The 25,499-nt window shown below is 48.5% G+C and carries 21 protein-coding genes; 8 read left to right on the top strand and 13 right to left on the bottom strand.

Translation table 11 applies throughout. The annotated features are described in order from the left end of the window. Nucleotides 1-246: 246 nt before the first annotated feature. On the top strand, nt 247-963 hold the full coding sequence (gene arcA / locus L9G74_RS11865; RefSeq protein ID WP_238896619.1) for a two-component system response regulator ArcA: 717 nt from the start codon (nt 247-249) through the stop codon (nt 961-963). A 178-nt stretch (nt 964-1,141) separates the two neighbouring features. On the opposite strand, the gene L9G74_RS11860 is transcribed toward arcA, so the two are convergent. The 5 genes from L9G74_RS11860 to ohrR form a co-directional block, all read right to left on the bottom strand. Beyond that, nucleotides 1,142-1,648, bottom strand: coding sequence for a hypothetical protein (locus tag L9G74_RS11860; RefSeq protein WP_238896618.1), 507 nt, complete (start codon nt 1,646-1,648; stop codon nt 1,142-1,144). A gap of 601 nt (nt 1,649-2,249) precedes the next feature. Beyond that, nucleotides 2,250-4,337: an elongation factor G gene (fusA, locus tag L9G74_RS11855; protein WP_238896617.1), complete on the bottom strand. Its 2,088-nt coding sequence runs from the start codon at nt 4,335-4,337 to the stop codon at nt 2,250-2,252. Between the two features lie 476 nt (nt 4,338-4,813). Further along, on the bottom strand, nt 4,814-6,472 hold the full coding sequence (locus L9G74_RS11850; RefSeq protein ID WP_238896616.1) for a methyl-accepting chemotaxis protein: 1,659 nt from the start codon (nt 6,470-6,472) through the stop codon (nt 4,814-4,816). Between the two features lie 183 nt (nt 6,473-6,655). After that, complete coding sequence (gene rlmC, locus L9G74_RS11845) at nt 6,656-7,837, bottom strand: 23S rRNA (uracil(747)-C(5))-methyltransferase RlmC (RefSeq protein WP_438944564.1); 1,182 nt, start codon at nt 7,835-7,837, stop codon at nt 6,656-6,658. A 100-nt stretch (nt 7,838-7,937) separates the two neighbouring features. Next, entirely contained in the window at nt 7,938-8,384 is a 447-nt protein-coding gene (gene ohrR / locus L9G74_RS11840; protein ID WP_238896614.1) for a transcriptional regulator OhrR, read from the bottom strand. A gap of 113 nt (nt 8,385-8,497) precedes the next feature. Between ohrR and L9G74_RS11835 the strand changes: the two genes are divergently transcribed. Continuing rightward, nucleotides 8,498-8,914 (top strand): organic hydroperoxide resistance protein, encoded by a 417-nt coding sequence (locus L9G74_RS11835; protein WP_238896613.1) that lies wholly within the window; start codon nt 8,498-8,500, stop codon nt 8,912-8,914. 187 nt (nt 8,915-9,101) lie between these two features. Then, the gene (locus L9G74_RS11830) at nt 9,102-9,536 is read left to right on the top strand and encodes a hypothetical protein (protein ID WP_238896612.1); all 435 of its coding nucleotides are present in this window, start codon (nt 9,102-9,104) and stop codon (nt 9,534-9,536) included. Between the two features lie 50 nt (nt 9,537-9,586). Here the strand turns inward: L9G74_RS11830 and L9G74_RS11825 are convergent, their stop codons facing one another. Further along, a complete protein-coding gene (locus L9G74_RS11825; protein ID WP_500142657.1) occupies nt 9,587-11,479 on the bottom strand; it encodes a methyl-accepting chemotaxis protein in 1,893 nt (630 codons plus the stop codon). 214 nt (nt 11,480-11,693) lie between these two features. Here L9G74_RS11825 and L9G74_RS11820 point away from each other — a divergent pair, with 214 nt between their 5' ends. Next, nucleotides 11,694-13,094, top strand: coding sequence for a cytochrome C biosynthesis protein (locus L9G74_RS11820; RefSeq protein ID WP_238896610.1), 1,401 nt, complete (start codon nt 11,694-11,696; stop codon nt 13,092-13,094). Nucleotides 13,095-13,200: 106 nt separating this feature from the next. Continuing rightward, the gene (locus L9G74_RS11815) at nt 13,201-13,401 is read left to right on the top strand and encodes a cytoplasmic protein (RefSeq protein WP_238896609.1); all 201 of its coding nucleotides are present in this window, start codon (nt 13,201-13,203) and stop codon (nt 13,399-13,401) included. Nucleotides 13,402-13,479: 78 nt separating this feature from the next. Here L9G74_RS11815 and ahpF read toward each other — a convergent pair whose 3' ends face one another. The 3 genes from ahpF to L9G74_RS11800 form a co-directional block, all read right to left on the bottom strand. Then, nucleotides 13,480-15,027, bottom strand: coding sequence for an alkyl hydroperoxide reductase subunit F (gene ahpF, locus L9G74_RS11810; protein WP_238896608.1), 1,548 nt, complete (start codon nt 15,025-15,027; stop codon nt 13,480-13,482). A 99-nt stretch (nt 15,028-15,126) separates the two neighbouring features. Continuing rightward, nucleotides 15,127-15,693, bottom strand: a complete 567-nt coding sequence (gene ahpC / locus L9G74_RS11805; protein WP_238896607.1) for an alkyl hydroperoxide reductase subunit C — start codon at nt 15,691-15,693, stop codon at nt 15,127-15,129. 262 nt (nt 15,694-15,955) lie between these two features. After that, nucleotides 15,956-16,699 (bottom strand): spermidine synthase, encoded by a 744-nt coding sequence (locus L9G74_RS11800; RefSeq protein WP_238896606.1) that lies wholly within the window; start codon nt 16,697-16,699, stop codon nt 15,956-15,958. Between the two features lie 84 nt (nt 16,700-16,783). On the opposite strand from L9G74_RS11800, the gene L9G74_RS11795 reads away from it, so the two are divergent. After that, entirely contained in the window at nt 16,784-17,350 is a 567-nt protein-coding gene (locus tag L9G74_RS11795) for a mechanosensitive ion channel domain-containing protein (protein WP_238896605.1), read from the top strand. Nucleotides 17,351-17,365: 15 nt separating this feature from the next. On the opposite strand, the gene L9G74_RS11790 is transcribed toward L9G74_RS11795, so the two are convergent. Together L9G74_RS11790 and L9G74_RS11785 are read right to left on the bottom strand one after the other, a co-directional pair. Beyond that, nucleotides 17,366-18,361 (bottom strand): 2-hydroxyacid dehydrogenase, encoded by a 996-nt coding sequence (locus tag L9G74_RS11790; protein WP_238896604.1) that lies wholly within the window; start codon nt 18,359-18,361, stop codon nt 17,366-17,368. A gap of 170 nt (nt 18,362-18,531) precedes the next feature. Then, nucleotides 18,532-20,325: a flavocytochrome c gene (locus L9G74_RS11785; protein ID WP_238896603.1), complete on the bottom strand. Its 1,794-nt coding sequence runs from the start codon at nt 20,323-20,325 to the stop codon at nt 18,532-18,534. Between the two features lie 550 nt (nt 20,326-20,875). Here L9G74_RS11785 and L9G74_RS11780 point away from each other — a divergent pair. After that, complete coding sequence (locus L9G74_RS11780) at nt 20,876-22,792, top strand: methyl-accepting chemotaxis protein (protein WP_238896602.1); 1,917 nt, start codon at nt 20,876-20,878, stop codon at nt 22,790-22,792. A 123-nt stretch (nt 22,793-22,915) separates the two neighbouring features. Beyond that, nucleotides 22,916-23,458, top strand: coding sequence for a glutathione peroxidase (locus L9G74_RS11775; protein ID WP_238896601.1), 543 nt, complete (start codon nt 22,916-22,918; stop codon nt 23,456-23,458). Nucleotides 23,459-23,528: 70 nt separating this feature from the next. Here L9G74_RS11775 and L9G74_RS11770 read toward each other — a convergent pair whose 3' ends face one another. Together L9G74_RS11770 and cobO are read right to left on the bottom strand one after the other, a co-directional pair. Beyond that, complete coding sequence (locus L9G74_RS11770; RefSeq protein WP_238896600.1) at nt 23,529-24,650, bottom strand: tetratricopeptide repeat protein; 1,122 nt, start codon at nt 24,648-24,650, stop codon at nt 23,529-23,531. 166 nt (nt 24,651-24,816) lie between these two features. Then, nucleotides 24,817-25,452: a cob(I)yrinic acid a,c-diamide adenosyltransferase gene (cobO, locus tag L9G74_RS11765; RefSeq protein WP_238896599.1), complete on the bottom strand. Its 636-nt coding sequence runs from the start codon at nt 25,450-25,452 to the stop codon at nt 24,817-24,819. Between the last annotated feature and the right edge of the window lie 47 nt (nt 25,453-25,499).

Raw genomic sequence — 25,499 nt, 5'->3', positions numbered from 1 at the left:
GAGCGGTTCCTGAACGAAGAAGAATTTTAATAAGGTATTCAATTGCAAACGGAACTAAAAACCGGGCAGAGTATCTTAAATATTACATTTCGTGCACGTTTTGATGCACACCAGAATTCAACTAATCATGAAGTGTTGACTGTGTACCCTGAAATGGTCATTGACCGCTAAGTTTTAACAGTAAAACAACTAACTGGCATGAGCCCTGCTCATGGTTAGACTCAACTGATTTATTAGGTAAAAAATATGCAAAATCCGCACATTCTTATCGTCGAAGACGAAGCTGTCACCCGTAATACTCTGAGAAGCATTTTCGAAGCTGAAGGTTATGTCGTTTCAGAAGCAAACGACGGCGCGGAGATGCACAAAACCCTGCAAGAAAACAAAATCAACTTGGTGGTAATGGATATCAACCTGCCAGGTAAAAACGGCCTGTTGTTGGCGCGTGAACTGCGTGAAATCAACAACATAGGTTTAATTTTCTTGACTGGTCGCGATAACGAAGTAGATAAAATTCTGGGCTTAGAAATTGGTGCGGATGACTATATCACTAAGCCGTTTAACCCTCGTGAACTGACGATTCGTGCACGTAACTTGCTGACTCGCGTAACTAGCGTTAGCTCAGAGCCAGAAGAAAAATCACCGGTTGAAGCGTTTAAATTCAACGGTTGGACGCTGGATGTCAACAGCCGTTCACTGGTTAACCCTAACGGCGAAGCACACAAACTGCCACGTTCTGAATTCCGTGCCATGCTGCACTTTGTTGAGAACCCAGGCAAAATTCTGACCCGTGCTGATCTGCTGATGAAGATGACTGGCCGTGAACTGAAGCCACACGATCGTACTGTGGACGTGACAATTCGTCGCATCCGTAAGCACTTCGAAAACCATCAAGAAACACCAGAAATCATCGCCACCATCCACGGCGAAGGCTATCGTTTCTGCGGTCACTTAGAAGACTAATTGACAACATCGCGATATAAAAACCGGCCTCATGTGCCGGTTTTTTCATGCCCCAGAGCGATGTAGCTGTCATTGACGAAGCCATCTGCTTTCATTAGCAACCGCTATAACGACATCCCACAATAGCGCTTCATTCAATTAGCGCGGCAACGTCGATACGCAGCAACACCTTAATCAACTACACCTTGGCAGCAACAGAGGCTGTAGTTTGCCCCAAAAGCTGATCCAGCTTGACCCACATAGAATAGGCTGATGTCGGGTCTAATGTTCTGCCCATACGCTCAATGTTGTCCCGCTGATCTGCGACGGTTTGTCTATAGTTGATTGGGGTGTTATCAATTTGCTCACGTTCTTCGCTGGTAAATGGGATGAATTCACCATTAGCCCCTGCTTTTCCTAATGGGCCTATGGCCTGTAGGCTAATCATTGCATCCAAATCGATATCGCCATGCTGGTGCATCTCTTTAGAGATAGCTCGCATCTGCTTAGGCGTCATATGAGAAAAGTCGGCATTCCGCCAGTTGTTTCGGTCAGTTTCAGTTACTGCTGGCGCGGTGCCTGCGGCAATTTTCTTCTGCCCTTGAAGGATATCCGCAAAATTTGTCACCGCTTTGGCCGTATTTTTGGCAATAGCCGTTGATGAGCTAGGTTGTCGTACTGAAACGTACTCACTGTTGATATTCATATCGCTGCTCTAAATGATAAATTTCGCCAAACGCAGCATAAACTGTACCAATCGAGTTGCTAGCGGCAGTTTATCCTTACTGGTTATTTTGCGGCTGGCAAAGCGCGATGTAGGTAAGGCAAGTGATGTGATGTGCCGTGTAGTTATTCTCCACCGACAAGCAGCTAACGCTAATTAAATTGCGCTCTGTCGCTGCTAGAAGGGGTCATTTAAACACCTCCTGAACGTTGTTACGCCCAGCTTGCTTAGTTGACTATACGTCGCGCCTCGTTCATAACGCGCTATTATCGATAAACATCAAACACCAAGGTTCAGCAGCCTCTAGCCGTTGTCTCTGCATCAAAGCGTCAACATCAAATAAACTGAGATAAGCTGAACAAGAATTTCCTCGCTACGGCAAAATGCTGCCGTTGTTGACCGGCAACGCCTAAACACTTAAAGCTCATGACTTACCGCTTACGGCTTACAACTTATCGCTTATCGCTTATCGCCTACAGCTTATCGCTTTATTCTCGTCACTCGCAGCTCGAGCCTAACGGCTCGTTCAGACATAAAAAAAGCCCGCGTGATGCGGGCTTTTCGTTATCTAGCGTATCAAAGCTTATTTAGCAGCTTTTTTAGCTTTAGTTTCTGCGATAACTTTCTCAGAAACGTTAGCTGGACATGCAGAGTAGTGTGAGAACTCCATAGAGAACTGACCACGACCTGAAGTCATTGTACGCAGGTTACCGATATAGCCGAACATTTCAGCCAATGGTACGTCTGCTTTAACGCGAACGCCTGTCAGACCAGCTTCTTGGTCTTTGATCATGCCGCGACGACGGTTCAAGTCACCAATCACGTCACCTACGTGGTCATCTGGAGTGAACACGTCAACTTTCATGATAGGCTCCAACAGCTGTGGACCAGCTTTTGGCATAGATTGACGGAACGCGCCTTTTGCTGCGATTTCGAACGCGATAGCTGATGAGTCAACTGCGTGGTAAGAACCATCGAACAGTTCAACTTCAACGTCCAATACTGGGAAGCCAGCCAAAGGACCTTCTTGCATCATTGATTCGAAACCAAACTCAACTGCTGGCCAGAATTCACGAGGTACGTTACCACCAACAACTGATGAAACGAACTTGAAGCCTGAGTTAGGCTCGCCTGGCTTGATGCGGTAATCGATCTTACCGAATTGACCAGAACCACCAGATTGTTTCTTGTGGGTGTAGCTGTCTTCAACGGCTTTGGTGATAGTTTCACGGTAAGCTACTTGAGGAGCACCTACAGCCAAGTCAACACCGTGAGTACGTTTCAGGATGTCTACTTTAATGTCCAAGTGCAGTTCACCCATACCTTTCAGGATGGTGTCACCAGTTTCTTGGTCAGTTTCAACTTGGAATGATGGATCTTCAGCAACCATTTTACCCAGTGCGATACCCAGTTTCTCAGAAGCACCTTTGTCCTTCGGAGTTACTGCGATAGAGATTACTGGTGTTGGGAAGATCATAGGTTCCAGAGTACATTCATGCTTAGGATCACACAGAGTGTGACCTGTCTGAACGTTCTTCATACCTACAACAGCCAGAATGTCACCCGCTTGAGCGCTATCGATTTCAGCACGGTCGTTTGCGTGCATCATCACCATACGGCCGATACGTTCTGTTTTACCAGTTGCGCTGTTCAGGATGGTATCGCCTTTTTTCAGCTTACCTGAGTAGATACGGATAAAGGTCAGAGCACCGAAACGGTCGTCCATGATTTTGAACGCCAGAGCGCGGAAAGGCTCGTCCACAGTAACAGTAGCAACTTCACCAGTTTCTTCACCAGTTTCTGGGTCAGTCAGTGGTTGTGGTACAACTTCTGTTGGTGAAGGCAAGTAATCAACAACGCCGTCCAGTACCAACTGCATGCCTTTGTTCTTGAACGCAGAACCACAGAAAGTAGGGAAGAACGCCAGGTTGATAGTACCTTTACGGATACAACGCTTGATGTCTTCGATAGAAGGTTCTTCACCTTCCATGTAAGCTTCCATCAGATCATCGTCTTGCTCAACAGCAGTTTCGATCATCTGTTCACGGTATTCTTCAACCAGATCAACCATGTCTTCTGGTACGTCAGTTACGGTGAAGTTTTCTGGCAGACCTGAGTCATCCCACACGTAAGCTTTACGAGTCAGAACGTCTACAACGCCTTTGAAGTCGTCTTCGATACCGATAGGCAGAGTCATAACCAATGGGTTAGCTGCCAGAACGCGTTTGATTTGACCAACTACGCGCAGGAAGTCGGCACCCATACGGTCCAGTTTGTTTACGAAGATGATACGCGCAACTTCTGATTCGTTCGCATAACGCCAGTTGGTTTCTGATTGTGGTTCTACACCACCGCTACCACAGAATACACCAACGCCGCCGTCCAGAACTTTCAATGAACGATATACTTCAACAGTGAAGTCAACGTGTCCTGGGGTATCGATGATGTTAAAGCGGTGATCTTTCCAGAAACAGGTGGTCGCAGCTGACTGAATGGTGATACCACGTTCAGCTTCCTGATCCATGAAGTCCATGGTTGAAGCGCCATCATGTACTTCACCCAGTTTGTGGATCTTACCAGTGAGTTTCAGGATACGCTCGGTGGTGGTAGTTTTACCCGCGTCAACGTGAGCAAAAATACCAATATTTCTGTATTTCGATAAGTCAGTCATGATTCAACTTCATTATGAGTTAGTGAATAGGAGACGGAGTGTGCCACTTCGTTTGCTGCGACAGACGGTACCCCATTTATTAAGGCGCGTATTATAACACCGAAATCCCACCTTCCTGCAATCCACAGTTTCAAATTTCGCCAATGGATGTTGTATAGAGCGACAAAAAAGTGAAATATATATAAATATCTATTTATTTTCATGGTGTTACATAAAACCTACTCGCTTTTATATGGTGAAATTAATGCACTAAAATCGCCGTTACGGCGCATTTCCTTACTTCTTAGCACAAAATAATTGACAGTTAGTTGGAAATTTATCTTGCAGATCTCTGCCAGTTCACCCAATTAGCGATTCAGAACACGCCGCCGACAAGTGTAGTCGCTGGTAAAATATTGGCGAATTTCAGTGTTATTGTGCTGCTGAAATAACAAAACGGCGCTTTATGAAGCGCCGTTTTTCTCAATAAATTCACATTAAATTTTAAATTGCCGCACCAGATGCCCCAACTTATCGCCACTGGATGAGACACTTTGGCTAACGGTTGCCGCTGATTGGCTGGCGGCCATTAGTGCGGTAACAATCTCCTGAATCACATAGATATTGCGGTTGATCTCTTCCGTGACCGAGCTTTGTTCAGTGGTTGCGGTGGCAATTTGCGTGCTCATATCATTGATACGCGTCACCGACGACGTTACTGCGCCTAAGCTTTCAGAGATCAAACGGTTAGCCGACACACTTTGCTGGCAGTTCTTTTGGCTCTTGTCCATTGCCGCCACCGCTCGACTGACCGAGCTATTTAGCTCATTGAGCATCTCGTTAATTTCCAGCGTGCTCGCTTGTGTACGGCTGGCAAGATTACGCACTTCGTCGGCGACCACCGCAAAACCGCGCCCTTGCTCACCCGCACGAGCAGCTTCAATGGCAGCGTTCAACGCTAACAAGTTGGTTTGTTCGGCGATACCACCAATCACTGACAGTACGCTGTTGATCTTTTGCGATTGCTCATTCAACGCTTGCACATGTACTGCGGCGCTGTCGATCTCTTCCATCAACGACGATACTTGGGTCAATGAATCATCCACACAGCGTTGGGCTTTAGCGACTTCGTTAGTGGCATCATGCGTCGAATCCGCCACCTCATTGGTGTTGGCGGCAACTTCTTGAGCGGTTGATGACATCTCAGTAATCGCAGTAACCACCTGATCAGTTTCGTGGTTGTGGTTCGCTAACTGGCTGGCAATCGCTTCAGTTTGGGTATGAATGTTATGCGCCGCTTCCACCACTTGCCCAGTGGATTGCGCCACATCGCGGATGGTGTGCTGTAGCTTCTCGACAAACAAGTTGAAGGCGCGCCCTACGGCGGCGATCTCATCTTGACCGTTCACCGGCACACGTCGGGTCAGATCGCCCTCACCTTTGGCAATATCATTGAGATGCTCCAGCATGTTGTTCAGCGGTTTCACCATTTTGCTCGCCGCCAGCATGATCACCACCACGGTCACCGCCGCGAGGATTAAAGTTATCACCACAACCGCCCACAGCTTTGTGAGCATCTCTTGCTGAGCCATGTCGCGATATTCTGCCGCAGCAGCATCGATATCATCAAAATAGGCGCCGGTACCGATAATCCAGTCCGTTCCGGGCACTTTAGCCACGTAACCGAGTTTTTCGATCAGTTCAGTGCTGCCCGGCTTTTGAAAAAAGTAGGTCAGAAAGCCATCGCCAGTCGCAGCTGATTGCAATAAGCCTTGCACAATTTTGATGCCTTTCGGGTCGGTCATGCCGATTTGGTCAGTACCTTCTAGCTTGATCGTCAGCCCGTGAAACACGTTGCGCCCTTGACCATCGTAGATATAAAAGTAACCCGACTCACCAAATTTGGCGGTACGCAGTTGCTCTTTAAAATCGACGCCTTGCTGACGTTGGAACGCCACCATTTCGCGGGCAATCTCGGTGACATGAATCATTTCTTGCTTACGCTCGTGAATTAACTTTTCACGGAAATCATTCACCGTACTGGTTAATGTTTGTGATTCCATTTGCCATGAAATAAACAAAATAACCGCAGTCAGTAGGATAAGTGGAAGCACAGCTAACAGGAGAATCTTTTGTCTGATGCCTAAGTTTTTCATGAAACTAGATCTCAGCTATACGATTAGATAATGCTAATTATATCGATAAAGTGCGCATACCAAACTAAACTTTGGTACAACAGTGAAATAGATCGAGCAATTACTCAGCATTCCGTTGCCGAGGGGGGAATTCATCGAGATCGCGAGCGAGCTAACATCCTCGCGGCAAGGAAGATGTTAAACCTACGCAGTTTTACGTGTGAGTAGCACTAACACTTCAAAGTGATCGGTATGTGGGAACATATCAAACAGCTGAACCTTGACGCAGCGATACTCATTAAAGTGTTGCAGATCATCAGCTAAGGTCTTGGGATTGCAGCTAGAATAGAGAATATGTTGCGGCGCAAAAGCGGCTAATGACTGGCACAACTCCCGCCCTAAACCCCGCCGTGGCGGATTAACGATGACCGCATCTGGCACTTGTTGCGAACCGGCGGCAAAATTGCTGGAATCCAATGCCTGAAAACTCACCTGAGTTAACCCTAATTCTGCTGCCGCTAGCTTGGCACAGGCAATCGCTTCTGCCTCAATCTCAATGCCAGTAAGCTGCATTTCAGCGGTCGCACAGTGCAAACCAAAACCGCCGACACCACAAAATAGGTCCCACAAACTACGCAGTTGTAATGGCGCTAACCAAGCTTTTGCAGTGGCATAGAGTTGCGCCGCCACCTCGGGATTGGTTTGAAAGAAGCTTTTCGGCCGAATATATAGCGGCACTTGGTTAAACACCTCTTTAAGACGCGGTTCACCATAAAGCCAGATCTCCTCCTCACCTTCCAACCGCGCCATGTGCACGGGCTGGATATTGGCAGTAACCAACTTAATGGCGGGAAACTCGGCCAATAATCCGGCCAACTCACGCTCTATACGCGCAATAGCAGTGGTAGAACGCAACACAAAACGCAGCATAAATTCGCCGCTGTGCTGCGCTTGTGTCAGCAACACAAACTTCAATTCACCTTTGGCTTTATCCACCCGGTAGGGCGCAATACCTGCTTGTTGGATAAAGCGTTCTAAGCGCGCCAGCAGTTGCTGCATTGAGGTTGGGTACAGCGGACAATTAACCAAGCTAACTGGCTCACCACTCGGCGAAACAATGCCAAGAATCGGCTGATGAGCGGCACCAAGTGCCACCATTTTGGCTTTATTGCGAAACGCGGCAACCGGCCCAACAACCGCAGGCTCATAGCTTTCCACCGCAAATGGGTGGAGTAACTGCTGCAACTGCTGTTGTTTACCTTCGACTTGCTCAACCAGTGGTAAGTCGAGCAAGGCGCACGACCGACAGAGATGTTGTTGATAAAACTGACACTGGAGCAACTGACTCACCGCGTAAACCTGCTTATAGTAAATGTTGTCGAGCATATCGACAGTTCAAATTGGCCGGCAATGTACCTTGTTTACCACTGAAAATCATCTTTCTCGGCGACGTTGAACCGTCACAACAACATGCCAGACTGACATATCAACGCTGATCAAGCACTTGGTTAAGCTCATCGCATAGCTGTTTTAATGATTGTAGCTTTTCTACTTCTAATCCGAGCAAGCAGAACATCTTTTCCGGTACTTGGCTGGCACGTTGTTTTAGCGCCTGCCCTGCTGCCGTCAACTCTATCACTCGTACACGTTCATCTTGTTCACTGCGGCCACGATGCAGCAGCCCTTTGCTTTCGAGACGTTTCAGTAGCGGTGTTAAGGTCCCCGAGTCCAATTTTAGCTGTTCGCCCAGCAATTTGACGCTGATGCCATTGTCGCTCCACAACACCATCATGGCTAAATATTGTGGATAGGTCAGATCCAGTTCCTCTAACAACGGCCGATAGGCGCGAACCATTGCATTGGCGGCGCGATAAAGTGAGAAACACACCTGATTGTCGAGACACAAATGTTGTTCATCTGGCGGCGTTGCCATAGTGCTCCCCCTTAAACACAATTAAATTGTGCGCAATATACTTGCAATCACCTCGAAGATCGAACTAATATTGCCAGCAATTAAATTGTACACAATATAAATTAGGGGGTTTTATGCTATACCAAACATCCGCTACAGCGAGTGCTGGCCGCCAAGGACATGTTGCCACTGACGACCAACTGTTATCCGTCGATTTAGCTTATCCAAAACAGATGGGGGGCGCTGGCAATGCGACCAACCCTGAGCAACTGTTTGCTGCAGGCTATGCCGCTTGTTTTTCTAATGCGGTGCTGTTCATTGCTAGCCAGCAGAAGATCAAACTGAGCCAAGCGCCAGTAACGGCCAACGTTGGTTTGTATAACAAGGAAGATGGCGGCTTTGCTTTGAACGTTGCTTTGGCGGTTGAACTCGATTTACCACAACAGCAAGCTAGCGAATTAGTAACAACAGCGCATCAAGTTTGCCCTTACTCCAATGCCATCAAAGGCAATATTGAGGTGGCGCTTACCGTCAACGGTCAGCCGCTGTAAGCAACTCACTTGCAATGCTCTAATCTATTAACCATAAGGCGTTAGTCAGGAATCTGGCTAACGCTTTGTTTTATATAATTTTAATTTATCTCGTTTTTTTGACCACATCGTTTGCTTTTTAGGCAAATATGGTCTACTTTGCCCGCTCTGACATATGCAGCTTTTCGTTTCACAAGGAGATAAAGTGATGCGTGCTATGACACTCGGTGCATTGCTATGCTTGGCTATGAGCCATTCAGCTGCCGCAGCTTGCGACGGACAGGAACAACTTGGCCAAGTCGACTATGCCAAAAATAGCTCCTACTTCCCATCCACGGCATCAAGCCAACTGGACAAAGTGAGCAAGCAAGCCCAACAGAAAGGCGAAGGCTACCTCATGCTGGAGTTCAACCTGCGGCCCATTGTCGGCGATAAAAAACTACAACAATACAATATGTGGCTCGCCAACCGCCGCATTGAGCGCGTTAAAACTTATCTGACCAAGAATAATCTAACGTCACCGATCATCACCCGCATCAACACGGCTGCGGCCAGCGAACAACGCCAAGTTGATATCGTATGGTGCACCTTATCCGAGCCAAAAACCGTTGCAACCACCACTAACGTGGCGATGACCGAATAACAAAACGGCCTCATTCGAGGCCGTTTTTAGTACAGATTAGCAAGGTAAGATTACAGCCGGAAACGCCCCACCTCTTGCTGTAATGATTGCGCTAAATCCTGCAGTTGTTGCGCTTTTTCGGTGGCAACCACTGACTCATCGGACAGATTCATCGACACTTCGCGAATCGCTTCCGTATTGCGGTTAATTTCACTGGTCACCGAAGTTTGTTCCTCGGCCGCGGTGGCGATCTGACTAGCCATATCGGAGATCTGAGTAATCGCTTGGTTGATCTGCTCTAGGCTGCTACTGGCCGATTCCGCATCCAACACACTGGTTTCCGCCATGTTATGGCTGTGCTCCATCGAGGTCACCGCTTTTGAGGCGGTGCGCTGCAAGGTTTCGATCATCGCTTGGATCTCTTGCGTTGAAGCATGCGTCCGTTGCGACAACACCCGCACTTCATCGGCTACCACCGCAAACCCACGACCTTGTTCACCGGCGCGCGCGGCTTCAATCGCGGCGTTGAGTGCCAACAAGTTGGTTTGCTCGGCAATACCGCTGATGGTTAACAAAATGCTGTTGATCTTCTGTGAGTGCTCATTCAACTCACCGATGATCTTACTGGCGTTGTCCACCTCTTCCGCCAAGTTGCGAATCGACTGCTGACTTTGAGTCACTTGCTGTTGCCCATTCACCGCTAAGCCAACCGCATCTTGCGAGGTTTGTGCGGTCAGTTCAGCGTTGCTGGCAATCTCTTCGGTAGCGCTAGCCATCTCAGTCACCGCAGTTGCCACCATGGTGATTTCATCTTGTTGTACCGCAATACTTTGGTTGTTCTGCTCTGCCGAGCGGCGGGTTTCATGCGATTGACTACCGAGTTGATCGGCAATCTGGCCCATGCGACTGATCATGCCGTGCAGTTGCGCCACAAAGCGGTTAAAGCCCGTTGCCAATACTCCAATCTCGTCATGTTCGTTTTTGATATCGATGCGCACGGTCAGATCACCTGCACCTTGAGAAATGTCGTTCAGCGCTTTCGAGACGCGTTCCAAATCTTTAAATTGCACTTTAAAGATGATGAATAACAACACCGCAAATAGCGCGATAAAACCTAAGCCTACGAGCGACATCATCCAAGCTAACTTGGTAGAAGCCGCCATGATGCTACCTTTATCGATAACAAACATCAGCGCCCAGTCGGTATTCGGCACATTTTGCACGTAGAACAGCTTGGCGCCGCCTTCAAAGGTGTATTCCTCAAGGTCGTCCGATGCGGCCCGTTGTTGCAACCAATTGGCAGTGAAATGCGCATCAACGTCAGTAATTTGCTTACCATTTCTGGCTTCATTCGGGTGACTAATTACCGTGCCATCGCGCTCTAACAACACGCCATAACCATCACCGGGTAATATCAATTTGCGTACCGATTTGGTCAAACTATCAATGGCGACGTTAGCCGCAGCAGCACCGACAAATTGACCATTGCGTTGCACAGGCTGTGAAATGGTCACCACCAGCTGTTGCATAGTGGCGCTGACATAAGGTGATGAGATGAACATGGCGTTTTTTTCCTTGGTCCCTTTGTACCAAGGGCGTACCCGAGGATCATAATCCGCCGTTTGTAGCGCCGGGTCCTGACGATACATGTTGCCTTGCTCGTCGCCGTAATAGGTCAAGCCAAAGTTCATCGCTTGATGGAGTTCCATCAAGTAGGGGGTGACATCATCATTAGGGTGATGTTCAATGGTTTTCCCCAAGGAGGTAATCGCATTCTGGCGATCTAGCATCCACTGACCGACACCATTGGCGAAGGTATTAATAAGTTCCCTAACCTCACGTTGAGTGCTTTCCATAGCATTACTTCGAATGAAGTAGGAAGACATGACCACAAGCAAAATGACTGTGGACAGCACAGACAAGGTACTCACAGCTAACAACCGAACTTTTAACGTAGTTCGCATAAACACTCCTTGGGATACAACACTGCTCACAATAACCGCAATAAAGTTTAGACGGCTAAAACCAAAACACCTAAAACATCACTCATCAAAAAGAAAACAAATTCCGTCAGTCAGTTAACTGATGAATTACTTATCGGCAAAAGTTAAAAAAGTGTTAACTTTAATTTCTGTAATTTCGATTAAAAAATGCACAATCCGATTACCAAGGTGTTTTATGTTGAGAAACTTCATATTAGGGCTAGTGCTAGTTATCGCGGGTTTGAGCAACGTACAAGCCGAACCACAATCGCCCATTGTTTGGCATAACGTGGACCCGCAAGGGGAACTCAAGATCCCGCTGTATTTTGTTTGGTCAAAGACTTGCCCCCACTGTAAAGAGGCACATCCGTTTCTCGACTCGCTGCCACAGAAATATCCGTGGATTGAACTACACAGCTTCCGCGTCGGCGATGCTGGCACCCAAGAGACGTGGCAACAGTTAGCGGAAGCCACCAACAGCCCAAGCCGGTCAGTGCCATTTATTTCCGCCTGCGGCAAAACCATTATTGGTTATTCCAGTGAGGAAGTGACTGGCCAGTTCCTGCTTAATCGCTTGAAAAAATGCTATCTCGCCAACGGCGGCCAACTGGCACCCGAGGATATGCCCACATCAATGAGTGATGATACGCCGCAACCTAGTGTGCAAGATGCGACCGACGAACCACTTTTTGCTACGTGTAGTAGCGACGGTGGCGACGGTACTTGTGCCATTGGGGCCGATGAAGCCGAGGTGCAACCGGTGGAGTTACCGATTGTTGGCGCGGTGAATCCCGACAGCATTTCACTGCCGATCCTCACCTTAGTGCTCGCGGGAGCCGACGCCTTTAACCCGTGTGCCTTCTTTGTGCTGCTATTTTTGCTGTCGATCATGGTCAACGCCAAAAGCCGCGGCCGCATGCTGCTGGTCGGCGGTATTTTTGTATTCTTCTCTGGCTTTATCTACTTCCTGTTTATGACTGCATGGCTGAACATCTTTGAGTTGCTCGGTGCCAGTAGCGATGGTGGCATCATCATCTTGGTAGCAGGCTTGCTGGCGTTAGTTGCAGGCGCCATTAACGTGAAAGAATACTTCTTTACCAAGGGCGAAGTCAGTTTATCGATGACGGCGGAGAACCGTACCAGCTTGATCAAGCGTATGGGTAAGCTCTCCAGCGCCTCCAGCTTAACCGCGATGATTATTGGCACCACGGTGCTAGCAATTCTAGCGAACGCCTATGAGCTGTTATGTACCGCCGGATTCCCGATGATCTACACCAGCGTGTTATCGATGCATAACCTGCCAACCTATGAGCGGATGATGTATCTGGTGTACTACAACCTTGTGTATGTGATCCCGCTGATTGCCATTGTGGTCGCCTTCTCGATGACGCTTGGTAAACGTAAATTGACCGAGAAAGAGGGCCAAACCCTAAAATTAATGTCCGGTATTATGATGTTAGGTTTAGGCGGTACTTTGGCAATAAATCCTGCAGCATTACAAAGTGTTACTGTATCTGTGGGGTTGATTTTTGGTGCGGTTATCGTTACCGCCATTGTGGTGAGTGTGAGAAAAATGCTGCAGAAACGCGCAGCCTAGCCGATAAAGGTTAGTGCAAGGGTGACTTGTACCAATACGTTGACTTGATTTTCATCGGGTCAGGCCTAACACTTAAACGTCTGTAGTGACTTTTAAAGGACGCAATATGGCAATATCACTTAGCTCTCAGGCTGTCACACCCAACTTAGACAACGGTGCTGTTGGAGTGAGAGTTGCGCAATTGGCAAAAGATCAGCAAAAAGCTGAAGGGCAGATTGCACTTAATTTGATTCAAGCAGCTGCGCCTAGCCAACCGGCTCCAAAACCCGAAGGAAGCCTTGGACACAATATTGATGTCACGGCTTAAGCTGATTTGTTGATCAGCGGTAAGAACGAAAAAAGCCGACCATTTAATTTGGGTCGGCTTTTTATTATTAAGCTCAGTTTATTCAGCTTCGCGGATCAAGTAATCAAAGGCGCTCAGCGCAGCGGTAGCACCGCTACCCATGGAGATGATGATCTGCTTGTAAGGAATATTGGCAGCATCACCGGCAGCAAATACGCCCGCCATTGAGGTGGCACCTTTAGCATCGATAATCACTTCGCCCATGCGGCTCAGTTCCACTTCACTTTCTTTCAAGAAGCCTGTGTTTGGCACCAAACCAATTTGGACAAAGATCCCCGCCAGTTCGATGGTATGCGCGTCACCAGTCACACGGTCTTTATAGGCGATACCGTTCACTTTGCTACCATCACCCAATACTTCGGTGGTTTGCGCATTTTTGATGATATCGATGTTGCCCATAGATTTGGCTTTTTTCACCAATACTTCATCAGCGCGCAGGGTGTCAGCAAATTCGAGTACCGTAACGTGCTCCACAATACCGGCCAAGTCGATAGCGGCTTCAATACCTGAGTTACCACCACCGATAACGGCAACTTTTTTACCTTTGTAGAACGGGCCATCACAGTGTGGGCAATACGCCACACCTTTGGTGCGATATTGCTCTTCACCCGGGACGCCCAGCTCACGCCAGCGTGCACCGGTCGCCAACACCACGCTTTTACCTTTCAGGGTGGCACCGCTTTCTAGCTCAACATTCACTAAGCCATCGCGTTTAATGCTCGCCGCACGTTGACCGGTGATGATATCGACACCGTATTCTTTGACGTGTTGCTCTAACGCGGCAGACAGTTTTGGTCCTTCGGTGTAGGTAACGGAGATAAAGTTCTCAATACCCACTGTGTCCATCACCTGACCGCCAAAACGCTCGGCCACAATGGCAGTTCGGATGCCTTTACGGGCGGCGTAAATAGCTGCGGCTGCGCCCGCTGGGCCACCACCAACAACTAACACGTCGTAAGGGGCTTTTTCATTCAGTGCGGCAGCTTTATCTTCAGCGGCACTGGTATCAACTTTTTCGACGATCTCTTCCAGCGTCATGCGGCCTTGACCAAAATGTTCACCGTTGAGGTAAACCGCAGGTACGGCCATCACACCACGCTGATTAACTTCGTCTTGGAACAAGCCACCATCGATCATCACATGGGTGATGTTCGGGTTGAGGCTGGCCATCAAGTTTAATGCTTGCACCACATCTGGACAGTTGTGGCACGACAGCGAAATATAGGTTTCAAAGTGGAACTCACCCGTTAAATTGCGGATCCGCGCTAACAGCTCTGGATCGGCTTTCGATGGGTGACCACCCGCTTGCAGCAGCGCCAAGACTAAAGAAGTGAACTCATGTCCCAATGGCACACCGGCAAAATGCACGCGCGGCGCTTGGCCTTGCGGCGCAATCGACATACTTGGCGTACGTGGATTGTTGCCTTGTTGCAGGGAAATTTTAGCAGACATACCCGCCAGCTCTTGCGCCAGCTCGGTCACTTCCTGAGATTTAGCACTGTCATCACCGGACACGCTAACTTCAATAGGCTGCTTGATGTATTGCAGATAGGTGTCCAGTTGTTGTTTCAAAGTTGCGTCTAACATGAACGTGTCCTGTGAAATATAAGGGAAGAGAATTCCGGCCTACCGGAGGAAAGGGTGCGTAGGCCGGAGTACTACAACTTAGCTTGCAGAAGGCTTAGCTTAGATTTTGCCAACCAAGTCAAGAGATGGAGCCAGTGTTGCTTCACCTTCTTTCCATTTAGCTGGGCAAACTTCACCTGGGTGAGAAGCTACATATTGTGCCGCTTTGATTTTGCGCAGCAGATCTTCTGCATCACGACCGATACCTTCAGCAGTCACTTCCATGGCTTGGATGATGCCTTCTGGGTCGATCAGGAAGGTAGCGCGGTCAGCCAGACCTTGACCTTCACGCAACACACCGAAGTTGTTGGTGATAGTGGCAGTTTGGTCGCCTACCATGTAGTAGTTGATTTTGCCGATAGTTTCAGAGCTGTCGTGCCATGCTTTGTGAGTGAAGTGGGTATCAGTAGATACTGAGAACACTTCTACGCCGAGTTTTTGCAGCTCTTCGTAGTGGTCAGCCAGGTCACCCAGCTCAGTTGGACATACAAAAGTGAAGTCAGCTGGGTAGAAGAAAACAACGGCCCATTTGCCCAGTAGGTCTTTTTCAGAGATGTTGACAAATTCGCCTTTGTGGAAAGCGGTTGCGTTAAACGGTTTGATAGCTGTGTTCAGTGCTTGTGGCATGATATTACTCCCGTAATCAATGATTAAAAATCAATGGGCAACCCGTTTGCCCTCTCGATGGAAGTAATACTAGTCCCTGCATGGATATTGTTAAACCAGATAAAAACTATTGTTCCAATCGGTTTTTTCGAGATTATCGAGATAAACCACAACAGCAGCGATTGACGCGATGTGAGCAGCAAATAGCGCGAATTGCTGCATATTTCAGCAAGCGCCAAGGCAGTAGGCGCTTGCTGGTGACGCGGAGATGACTGGTGTTAACTTAGCGCCACTCTTCAAAGCGTGTCAGCGGCTGGCTCAAATCAAATGCCAGTTTTGCCGACATCTGCTGCGCTTGCTGCTTCAGCGCGGCTTGACTAAATAACTGTGGCCGCCGTGCGGCAAAGATCACCCAGTTACCACTGCCCGTCAAACAAGCGCGCACATCGGCAAAGCGTTCCAGCAAGCGTTGACGCAGCTCGGCATCGCCACGCGCTTCTTTCCAACAGTTGAGCACGAGCAGGCCATTGTCTTTTAACTGATATAAACAGTTATCCAGAAAATCGGACTCGCGCTGAAACGCCTGCATACCATCGGCATGGAACAGATCGCAGTAGATGGCATCGACGCGACGATCATCGCGCGTAGCCATATATTCAGCGGCATCTTGCTGTACAACGGTGAGCTTTTTGGACAGCGGCAACATGAAATATTGCTTGGCAATCGCAATCACCGATTGCCGCAGCTCAACCGCGGTGATCTTAATCGCCGGGTCAAAATTGCGCAAAGCGTGAACAAGTAAACCACCGCCGAGGCCAAGCACTATCACTCGTCTTGGGGTTCCGTATAATAACGACAACAACATGGCTTTGAGGTAGGTGTGTTGCGGTTGATGCGGTAGTTTTTTATTGAGTTTACTTTGCTCGTCGTGATGACCAAACGTCAAAATGCGGGTATCGCCTAACTCTAATACCGAAACACTGCCGAATTCATCATCTACTGAAGCCAGCAGTTGGTAGTCTTCCATTTATTTCTCCACGTTTCATCGCGTAGTGATAATCGCTAATATAAGCGTCTCACTCACGAAGGAATGTAATCAGGATACATTTTTATGATGACCAATATTTTCATCATTCTGCTTTATGTTGTCGCCTTTGTGCTAGTACAACGTCGAATTAGTGGTTTGATCTATCAGTTCAGCAAGCGCAAACATATGAACGCCACCCGCACCAGCTTGGTGAGCAAGGCGGTCAGCTTAATCTTGTTTGTGGTAATGCTGTCGATGACGGCGATTTCAATCGGATTGGGCTATCAAGATGTATCGCTGTTTGTGTCCTCAGCGTTTGCGGTATTGGGCATGGCGTTGGTGGCGCAGTGGTCGATTCTGTCGAACGTGACCGCCGGCATTCTGATCTTCTTTATGTTTCCTTATAAATTGGGCGATCGCATTAAGATCATCGATTCCGACATTGATACCACTGGCACGCTAGAAGAGGTCACGCTATTTCATCTGGTGATCAAACTCGACAGCGGCAACACTATCACCTACCCCAACACCTTGGCGTTAACTAAGCCGGTGATGCGACTGCCACGTATTCCAGTGCCAGTCGCGGCTGAGCTGCCAGCGCAACAAGAAACTAGCGCCGACACCCAAGCCAATCCGTCACTATCCGCTTAACGGATAGCGCTTAATTTAGAACAGTTCGTTACCGCATTTTTTACCGGCAACCACTTGGCTAACATTGTCCAACGTCGTTTGGGCAATGTTATTGAGTGCTTCCTCGGTTAAAAAGGCTTGGTGCCCAGTAAAAATCACATTGTGACAGGCAGATAGACGGCGGAACACATCGTCCATAATCACTTCGCTCGACTTATCTTCGAAAAACAGCTCTTTCTCGTTCTCGTACACATCTAATCCCAATGAACCAATCTGCCCCAGTTTCAGTGCTTCCATGGCGTCCTGTGCATTCAACAAACCGCCACGGCTGGTGTTAATCACCATCATGCCCGGTTTCATCTTGGCAAAGGTGTCAGCATTGAGTAGGTGGTGATTCTCTTTGGTCAGCGGGCAATGCAAACTGATGATATCGCTCTGCTGATAGATCTCTTCTAGGCTGGCATAGTGCGCGCCCAGCTCTTCCACCAGCGGGTTTTTAAATGGATCAAATGCCAACACGTTACAGCCAAAGCCGCGCAAAATACGGATGGTGGCGACCCCGATCTTACCGGTACCAATCACGCCGACAGTTTTGCGGAACATGTTGAAGCCGACCAAACCTTCCAGCGAGAAGTTGGCATCACGGGTACGACCATAAGCTTTATGGATCTTACGGTTCAGCGTTAACATCAGCGCCACGGTATGCTCCGCCACCGACTCAGGCGAATATGCTGGCACGTTGACCACTTCCAAACCGAGGCGCTTGGCGGCAGCTAAGTCGACGTTATTAAATCCAGCACAGCGCATGGCGATCACTTTGGTACCGGAGGCGTATAACTTGGTCAGCACCTCTTCGCACAGTTCGTCGTTCACAAACGCACAAATAACTTCAAAGCCCAGCGCCAACCGCACGTTTTGCCGCGACAGCCGATAATCAAAAAATTCGATATCCGCGTGATAGCCACCCGTTTCATTCATTTGGGTAAAGTGCTGAATGTCGTACCGCTTGGCACTAAAGAAGCCGATTTTCATAGCTGTGACCTAGTTCAAAATTGCTGTTGTTGGCAGTGTAGGGAAATTTGCTAGCGAAGTCTTGGCCGCCATATATGAAAGAAAGCTAAAACATGACTTGCCGCACACAAACGCAAAAGGCGGACACAGTGTCCGCCTTCATTTTAGCTGATGACTACCGCAATGGCGGTTTACTTGGCTTTAGCAAATTCCGCTGCATGTGCGCCAGCGATACGGCCAAACGTCACGATGTCAGAAATCGCATTACCACCTAAACGGTTTGCACCATGCACACCACCCGTGGCTTCACCGGCGGCAAACAGCCCAGTAATCGCTTTGCCGTCTTTGTTGAGCACTTCAGCAGTGGTATCAATTTTCACGCCGCCCATGCTGTGGTGTACCGCAGGTTTCACTTCCAATACATAGTAAGGCGCTACGCTCAAACTGCGTGGCATGTTTGGTCGGTCAAATTGCGCATCTTTACCGGCTTTCACATAGTCGTTGTATGTAGCGACGGTTTTTTCCAACTCGGCAGCAGGCAACTGCATCTTATCCGCCAATTCAGCAATGGTGCTGCCTTCAGTAACAATGCCGAGGTGAATGTAGTTCTCGATCTTTTTCAAGCTCTTACGCACTGAATCATCAAAGAACAGGTAAGCACTTGCGCCTTTCTGTTGCAGAATGGCAGCAGAAGCCTTGTCGCGAGTGGTGATTTCATTGACGAAACGTTTGCCATCACGGTTGACCAGAATGGCACCATTACCACGAACGGCTTCGGTGACCATCACGCCACCTTTAGGTGACCAGGTTGGATGCGCTTGAATGTATTTAAGATCGCGAGTATCAGCCCCCGCCGCCAATGCGACGTCCAAACCATCACCGGTTGCGCCTGGATGGTTAGTGGCAGCAAAACCTTTCAGTTTGGGATCGTAGCTCGCTACGCGTTCGTTGTTTTTGGCAAAACCGCCCGTTGCCATGACTACCGCATTGGTTTTAATCACGTAGTAGCCAGTATATTGGCCTTCAACCAACACACCTTGCACTTTGCCGTTATTGTCTTCCAACACCCGCACCACGCGGCTGTTAAAACGAATATCGGCACCGCTTTTCTTCGCGGCGGTGTACAACACTTGTGCTACGTGTGCGCCAACACCGGCACCACCTGTTGGGCGGTGAGTACGGTTAACACTGGCGCCCCCCATGCGGCCGACATCGCTCATATCGGCGCCCATGGCGGTGAGCCAATCAATTGAGTCTGAAGAGTTCTTCGCAAGGATATTGACCAGTGCTGGGTCATTAACGTTATGGCCGCCCTTCATGGTGTCATCGATCATGATGGAGACTTTATCTTCAATACCCAGTTTTTTCTGGAACTTGGTTTCAGCGGCGTTCATCCCACCAGCGGCCAATTTAGTGTTACCACCAGCAAGTGGTTCTTTCTCTAATACAATGACTTTGGCGCCGTGTTCAGCAGCAGAAACCGCCGCAGCTAGCCCAGCACCACCAGAGCCCACCACTACCACGTCGATAGATTCACGTGGACCTGCAGCAATGGCTTGTTCTTGTTTGTCTTTGTTGACATCAACAGGCACAAACTTGCGTTGCCATTTACCGCCAAATGGCATATCGAAACCGAAGCTATGGCACGCATCGCAATAAGCGACTGACGCTTCATGGCCTTTATGGCATGAGGTACAGGCGATATCACCAATCAAGTGCGATTGGTGTGGTGAGATTTTACGTTTAGCTTCAGTGTCGGCGGCGGCCAGTTCCGTCAGTGACCCATGGCAACTGACACATTGTTGATTTTCATGCGTCAGGTTGTCGTCAGTGGGACCTTTTTTGGAAACGTGGCAGTTTTCGCATCCGCCCATTTCCGCGTGAAATTTTGCCAGATTATCTGCTTCTGCATATACAGTGCCCGTAAACAGACCAGATAACACCATCGCTAAGCCGGATACTTTGAGTGCACCTGCTAGTTTCATGGATTTCCTCCAGAATTACATTGCTCATCACAAATAAGTTAACCATATTAGCAATAGTGATAATTAGTAATAAGTTAATATGGTTTCACTCCCTGTAAATAAGTTAACAGCAACGCTAAAAAATAGTATTTGCAGAAATCACAATTATTAATAACAACCAGTTTCGTAACTTTTGTTCGCGGAAATATTCAGCAATGACTATTTTTAATTTATTACTTATCAACATAAAACTAATCAAGGAAATAACAAGAAACAACATCGAATAGTATTTCCGCGGCGTAAATCACAGCAAGTTTGATAATTGTCATAACGCAGATTAACCGCTGCGATTTAGTTATCAGCATCAACCCATATTCTTAAAGTGAATATACTTATAATATTTGCATCTAGATAATCAGGTAAATTTTCCGCAAGTTGTTGAATTATCGACCATCATTACTGGGGCGTACATCAACACCACTGCACAGGTAAACTGCTTTATTATCAAGTGCATAGCGCACAACAGTTGCCAGCAGGAAGCTAACTTCGCAACAATTTAAGGGATTTCTATATGGCGCATCTGCTTGAAAACTTCTCCATTGCCACCAAGCTAGCATTAGGATTTGGGGTGGTACTGCTCCTGTCGTTGGTGCTGGCACTCACCGGATGGATAGGACTGAACCATGTCACCAGCCATAGTGAGCAAGTCTTCGCCATTCAAAAGTTTAATAAAGTCATTTCCGATACCAAAGCCGCCAGAGAAAATTATTTACGCAGCGCCAGCGCTGAAGATAAGAATAATCTTGCCACTGAAATTGACACCATGCTGTCAATGTTAGCGGAGCAAAAGGCGTTTTATCAGCAAGATACCGAATTAAAAAATACTTTTAATAACGTTACCAACTATATTCAGCGTTATCGGGAAATATTCTTGCAGTTAGTGCCATTAAATGATGCGAAACTTGCAGCTAAAAAAAATGTATTACAACACATCGATTTATTAAAAACTGAATTAACTCAGTTCAATCATCAATTAGTGCAAACAGCGGAGCAAAATAATGATTGGTACAAAGCTGAGCAAGTTGCGCAAGCGCATATTCAAACGTTAGCCATTACCTACGATTTAGCGGATTGGCTCGGCAGCAGTCGAGAGTCCAATCAATTACCCACAGGCCTCAAGCAACAACTCAATGAGTTGACACAACAATTTGCTAGCCTAAGTCAACGTTATGGCGACAGCAGTCTTACCCAAGCCCAGCAGTTGCTCACCCAAATCAGCGCTGAGTCAACGCAGTACGCCAACCAGAGCCAAGCCATCACCGATAAAGTGCAAGAATATGTCGAGGTAGCACGCAACATTCGCCAAGATGTTGATACGTTGGAAGGGGGTTTGCAAACGCGGCAGCAACGCTTTAGCCAACAAGCCAAGTGGACCCTAATTAGCGTATCGCTGGTATCACTGTGTATTGGTCTTGCAGCCACGCTCGTGATCACGCGCCTGATCGCCAAGCCGCTGCATGACACCGCACTGGCGGCGGCCCGCATTGCTAAAGGCGATTTGACCAATGCCATCAGCTCCTCACGTAGAGATGAGGTCGGTATGCTGCAACGAGCCATTGGCGAGATGACCAAAGCTTTGACCGAACTCATCGGCAACGTCAGTGGCGGTATTGCCGAGCTTTCGGTTGCCGCCGATCAGCTGTCAGCGGTTAGTGAACAAAACCGTCGCGGCATGACGGAGCAACAAGTAGAAACCGAGCAAGTGGCAACCGCGATGAACGAAATGACTGCCACAGTGCACGAAGTCGCCAGCAATGCCGAACAGGCGGCCGAGGCCACCGGCAATGCAGAACGGGTCACTATCGCTGGGCAACAAGCGATGAATGAATCGCTGCAAGTGGTTAGCCGCTTACTGCAAGACCTCAATAATACTGCCGATGCGATGCAAACCTTAGCCAAACAAACGGAAGGCATTGGCACGGTGATGGAGGTGATCAAATCGGTGGCGGAGCAAACCAACCTGCTGGCATTAAATGCCGCTATTGAGGCTGCGCGCGCCGGTGAAGCGGGGCGTGGTTTCGCGGTGGTTGCCGATGAAGTACGCAGCCTGGCCCAGCGTACCCAAGAGTCCACCGCAGAAATTGAAAATATTGTGTCACAGCTGCAAAGTGGCGCCCGTCAATCGCTACAGATGATGCAAAGCAGCCGCGAACGCGCCAATGCTAACGCCAAAGCCTCACAAGAGGTTGGCGAACTATTTAGCCAGATTGCCCAAGCCGTGTCGCATGTGCAACAGATGAATCATCAAATCGCCGCCGCAGCCGAGGAGCAAAGCTTGGTCGCGGAGGAAATCAACCGCCGCATCTCGCAAGTCAGTGAAATCGCCAGCCAAACATCGGCATCGTCTAACGAGACAGCGGCGGCCACCGAACGGCTGGCAGGATTGGGGGATCAGCTCGATAACGCCATTAAGGGGTTTCGCACTTAATGCTGACATGCCACTGCACAGCATTTGTATGAACTGTTGTTCACAAAGCCCTCTCGCCTCTTGACGATAGAAAAGGTCTGAGGCAGTGTGATCCGCGTCATATAAACATAGAGGTTTAACGCAATGAGTATTTACGACATTGAAGTCAACAGCATCACCGGCGAAAAAACGAGTTTGGCAGCTTATCAAGGTAAAGTGCTGCTGATCGTTAACGTGGCATCAAAATGCGGTTTAACACCGCAATATGAACAGCTAGAAGCACTGTATAAAGAAAAGGCTGCAGCTGGCTTTGAAGTGTTGGGTTTCCCTTGTAATCAGTTTCTGGGCCAAGAACCCGGCACGGAAGCGGAGATTCAACAATTCTGCTCATTAACCTACGATGTGACTTTCCCCATGTTTGCCAAAGTGGAAGTGAATGGCGCTAACCGCCATCCGCTGTATCAAACGCTGATTGCCGCTCAACCTGAAGCGATTAAAACCGCGGAAGGTGGCCTTGCCAAGAAACTGGGTGAGATGGAACTGTTGCCAAAAAACGCTAGCGACATCATGTGGAACTTTGAAAAATTCTTAGTGAGTGCCGATGGCCAAGTGTTAGCGCGCTTCGCACCAGACGTGACCGTTACGTCTGCTGAGTTCACTAGCGTATTCGACCAAGCATTCAAATAAGCGCTATACCCGCGACATAAAAACCAAAGGATGGCATTTGCCATCCTTTGTTATTTAGTACCAGAGAACCTTACCAACCAAAAAAGCCACTCAGCCCTTCGGCTTTGATACTTGCCATATCACGCTTGGCCTGCACATCACCTAAGTCAGCCGCATATTTGGGGTAACCCGCATCACGCGCGATGGCAAATGCCTGTAACGCCATATCGCGGTCGTTGTGTTGCAGATTGAGTAAGCCGTAGGCAAAAGCCGCTTTGGGGTGCCCCTGCTGCGCCGCGTTATAAAAACAGGTGGCGATAGTCCCAATATAATCATTATCAAGGATAAAACCGTCAGTCACTTGCGCCTGCAATTGCGTAAACAGCGCCGGCTGTTGCTGTAACAGCACGCCGAGTTTATACAAGGCATCGGCTTGAGCCGAACGGTACAGTAATAACGCGCCCTTGAGTTGATCAACCGGACGCCCCTCGCCCTGCAGATAGATATCCGCTAACCATTGCTGCGCTTCTACAATACCGGCAGCGGCCGCCTTTTCCACCCAATAATAATACCGTTCATTATTGGCTGGCCCGCAAGAACCTTGGCGGAACAAGCTAGCAAGGATCAACGGTGCGCGCTGATCGCCAGCGTTAGCCGCCAGCTCAAAATAGCTTTGTCCCAACTCATGATTAACGATGTCACTGTCTGTGCAATAACGCTGTCCCAATTGCAGCATGGCTTTAATATCCTGCTGATCTGCGGCGCGCGCGAGGTAATCTAAACCACGAATTTTGTCGGCTTTGTTGTTGTGTTTAAACAGAATATCCGCCAATTCGGTTTGTGCTTTGAGCATGCCAGCATCCGCGGCCTGCTCAAGTTCATCTGTCGCCATCGCCACGTTGGCTTCCCAGCCTAAACCAGAGATATCGGGATAAACATAATAGAGATGCGCCAGTTGGTAATGTGCTTCCTGCTCGCCATTTTTGGCGGCTCGCACAAACCATTTTTCCGCTAATTTCACCGAAAATTGTGCGCTATTTTGTGCGTAATATTGCTGCGCCAAGGCCAATTGTTTATCGGCTGACAACACATAAAAATCTTGCCATTGCAGCTGTTGCAAGCGATTCCCCGCAGGCTGCATCAACAGCAACCCAGACGCCACGAACAGTAGTAATAACATGACGGCAAACACTCGCAATGCCCAGCGTTTCATTTCAGTACCCAGCAAACAGACGACATTTAAACTGAGGCGATCATACGGTGAAAACCGAGCGAAGAAACCAAAAATTACGCTTTTAAATCATAGATGTGAGACGAATCGAATTTAGCGGAAATCTGCGGTAAATCGCCAAATTTCCGCTAAAACAGGGAGGATAAACTCAATAATCAAACCCAGGTTGGGCTTTGATGCCGTGGTCAAAGGCATGTTTAACGTTATTGATTTCACTGACGGTATCAGCCAGATCTATCAACTGCCGATGGCAATTGCGGCCAGTGATAATCACATGTTGCATCGCTGGCCGTTGTTGCAGCGCGGTAACGACCCGCTCCAAATCGAGGTAGTGAAAGCTCACCATGTAGGTCAGCTCATCCAGCAACAGCACATCGATAGTTTCATCTTGTAGCCACTGCTCAGCCACTTGCCACGCTTTCTCTGCCGCCGCCGTGTCTTTGGCGCGGTCTTGGGTGTCCCAGGTAAAACCGGTGCCCATCACTTCAAATTGCACGCCAGCGTTTTCTAGCAGTTTACGCTCGCCGCATTCCCAAGTGCCTTTGATAAATTGCACCACGGCGGCATTTTTCCCATGGCCGACTGCGCGGGCGACGGTACCAAAACCCGCCGTCGATTTCCCTTTGCCGTTGCCAGTCAGCACCAACAGGATGCCCTTTTCATCGCTAGCTGCGGCCACGCGGGCATCAACCGCTTGTTTGAGCTTTTGCTGGCGCGCTTTATGGCGTTCAGCTTTTTGTTGTTCGTTGGCGGGCTGGGGTTGTGGAGTCAGTTCGTCAGTCACAATCACATCTCATAGCAGTAAGTGAATAGGTAGGATGCGCCAGCGAT

Source organism: Shewanella electrica (assembly GCF_022321485.1).
GTDB classification, from domain to species: Bacteria; Pseudomonadota; Gammaproteobacteria; order Enterobacterales; family Shewanellaceae; genus Shewanella; species Shewanella electrica.
The sequence above is the reverse complement of the archived record's forward strand: the minus strand, read 5'-3'. Positions and strand labels throughout refer to the sequence as shown.

Bases quoted from the DNA above. Each gene is read 5' to 3' on its own strand.
- arcA (WP_238896619.1), top strand. From the start codon at position 247: ATGCAAAATCCGCACATTCTTATCGTCGAAGACGAAGCTGTCACCCGT.
- L9G74_RS11860 (WP_238896618.1), bottom strand. From the start codon at position 1,648: ATGAATATCAACAGTGAGTACGTTTCAGTACGACAACCTAGCTCATCA.
- fusA (WP_238896617.1), bottom strand. From the start codon at position 4,337: ATGACTGACTTATCGAAATACAGAAATATTGGTATTTTTGCTCACGTT.
- L9G74_RS11850 (WP_238896616.1), bottom strand. From the start codon at position 6,472: ATGAAAAACTTAGGCATCAGACAAAAGATTCTCCTGTTAGCTGTGCTT.
- rlmC (WP_438944564.1), bottom strand. From the start codon at position 7,837: ATGCTCGACAACATTTACTATAAGCAGGTTTACGCGGTGAGTCAGTTG.
- ohrR (WP_238896614.1), bottom strand. From the start codon at position 8,384: ATGGCAACGCCGCCAGATGAACAACATTTGTGTCTCGACAATCAGGTG.
- L9G74_RS11835 (WP_238896613.1), top strand. From the start codon at position 8,498: ATGCTATACCAAACATCCGCTACAGCGAGTGCTGGCCGCCAAGGACAT.
- L9G74_RS11830 (WP_238896612.1), top strand. From the start codon at position 9,102: ATGCGTGCTATGACACTCGGTGCATTGCTATGCTTGGCTATGAGCCAT.
- L9G74_RS11825 (WP_500142657.1), bottom strand. From the start codon at position 11,479: ATGCGAACTACGTTAAAAGTTCGGTTGTTAGCTGTGAGTACCTTGTCT.
- L9G74_RS11820 (WP_238896610.1), top strand. From the start codon at position 11,694: ATGTTGAGAAACTTCATATTAGGGCTAGTGCTAGTTATCGCGGGTTTG.
- L9G74_RS11815 (WP_238896609.1), top strand. From the start codon at position 13,201: ATGGCAATATCACTTAGCTCTCAGGCTGTCACACCCAACTTAGACAAC.
- ahpF (WP_238896608.1), bottom strand. From the start codon at position 15,027: ATGTTAGACGCAACTTTGAAACAACAACTGGACACCTATCTGCAATAC.
- ahpC (WP_238896607.1), bottom strand. From the start codon at position 15,693: ATGCCACAAGCACTGAACACAGCTATCAAACCGTTTAACGCAACCGCT.
- L9G74_RS11800 (WP_238896606.1), bottom strand. From the start codon at position 16,699: ATGGAAGACTACCAACTGCTGGCTTCAGTAGATGATGAATTCGGCAGT.
- L9G74_RS11795 (WP_238896605.1), top strand. From the start codon at position 16,784: ATGATGACCAATATTTTCATCATTCTGCTTTATGTTGTCGCCTTTGTG.
- L9G74_RS11790 (WP_238896604.1), bottom strand. From the start codon at position 18,361: ATGAAAATCGGCTTCTTTAGTGCCAAGCGGTACGACATTCAGCACTTT.
- L9G74_RS11785 (WP_238896603.1), bottom strand. From the start codon at position 20,325: ATGAAACTAGCAGGTGCACTCAAAGTATCCGGCTTAGCGATGGTGTTA.
- L9G74_RS11780 (WP_238896602.1), top strand. From the start codon at position 20,876: ATGGCGCATCTGCTTGAAAACTTCTCCATTGCCACCAAGCTAGCATTA.
- L9G74_RS11775 (WP_238896601.1), top strand. From the start codon at position 22,916: ATGAGTATTTACGACATTGAAGTCAACAGCATCACCGGCGAAAAAACG.
- L9G74_RS11770 (WP_238896600.1), bottom strand. From the start codon at position 24,650: ATGAAACGCTGGGCATTGCGAGTGTTTGCCGTCATGTTATTACTACTG.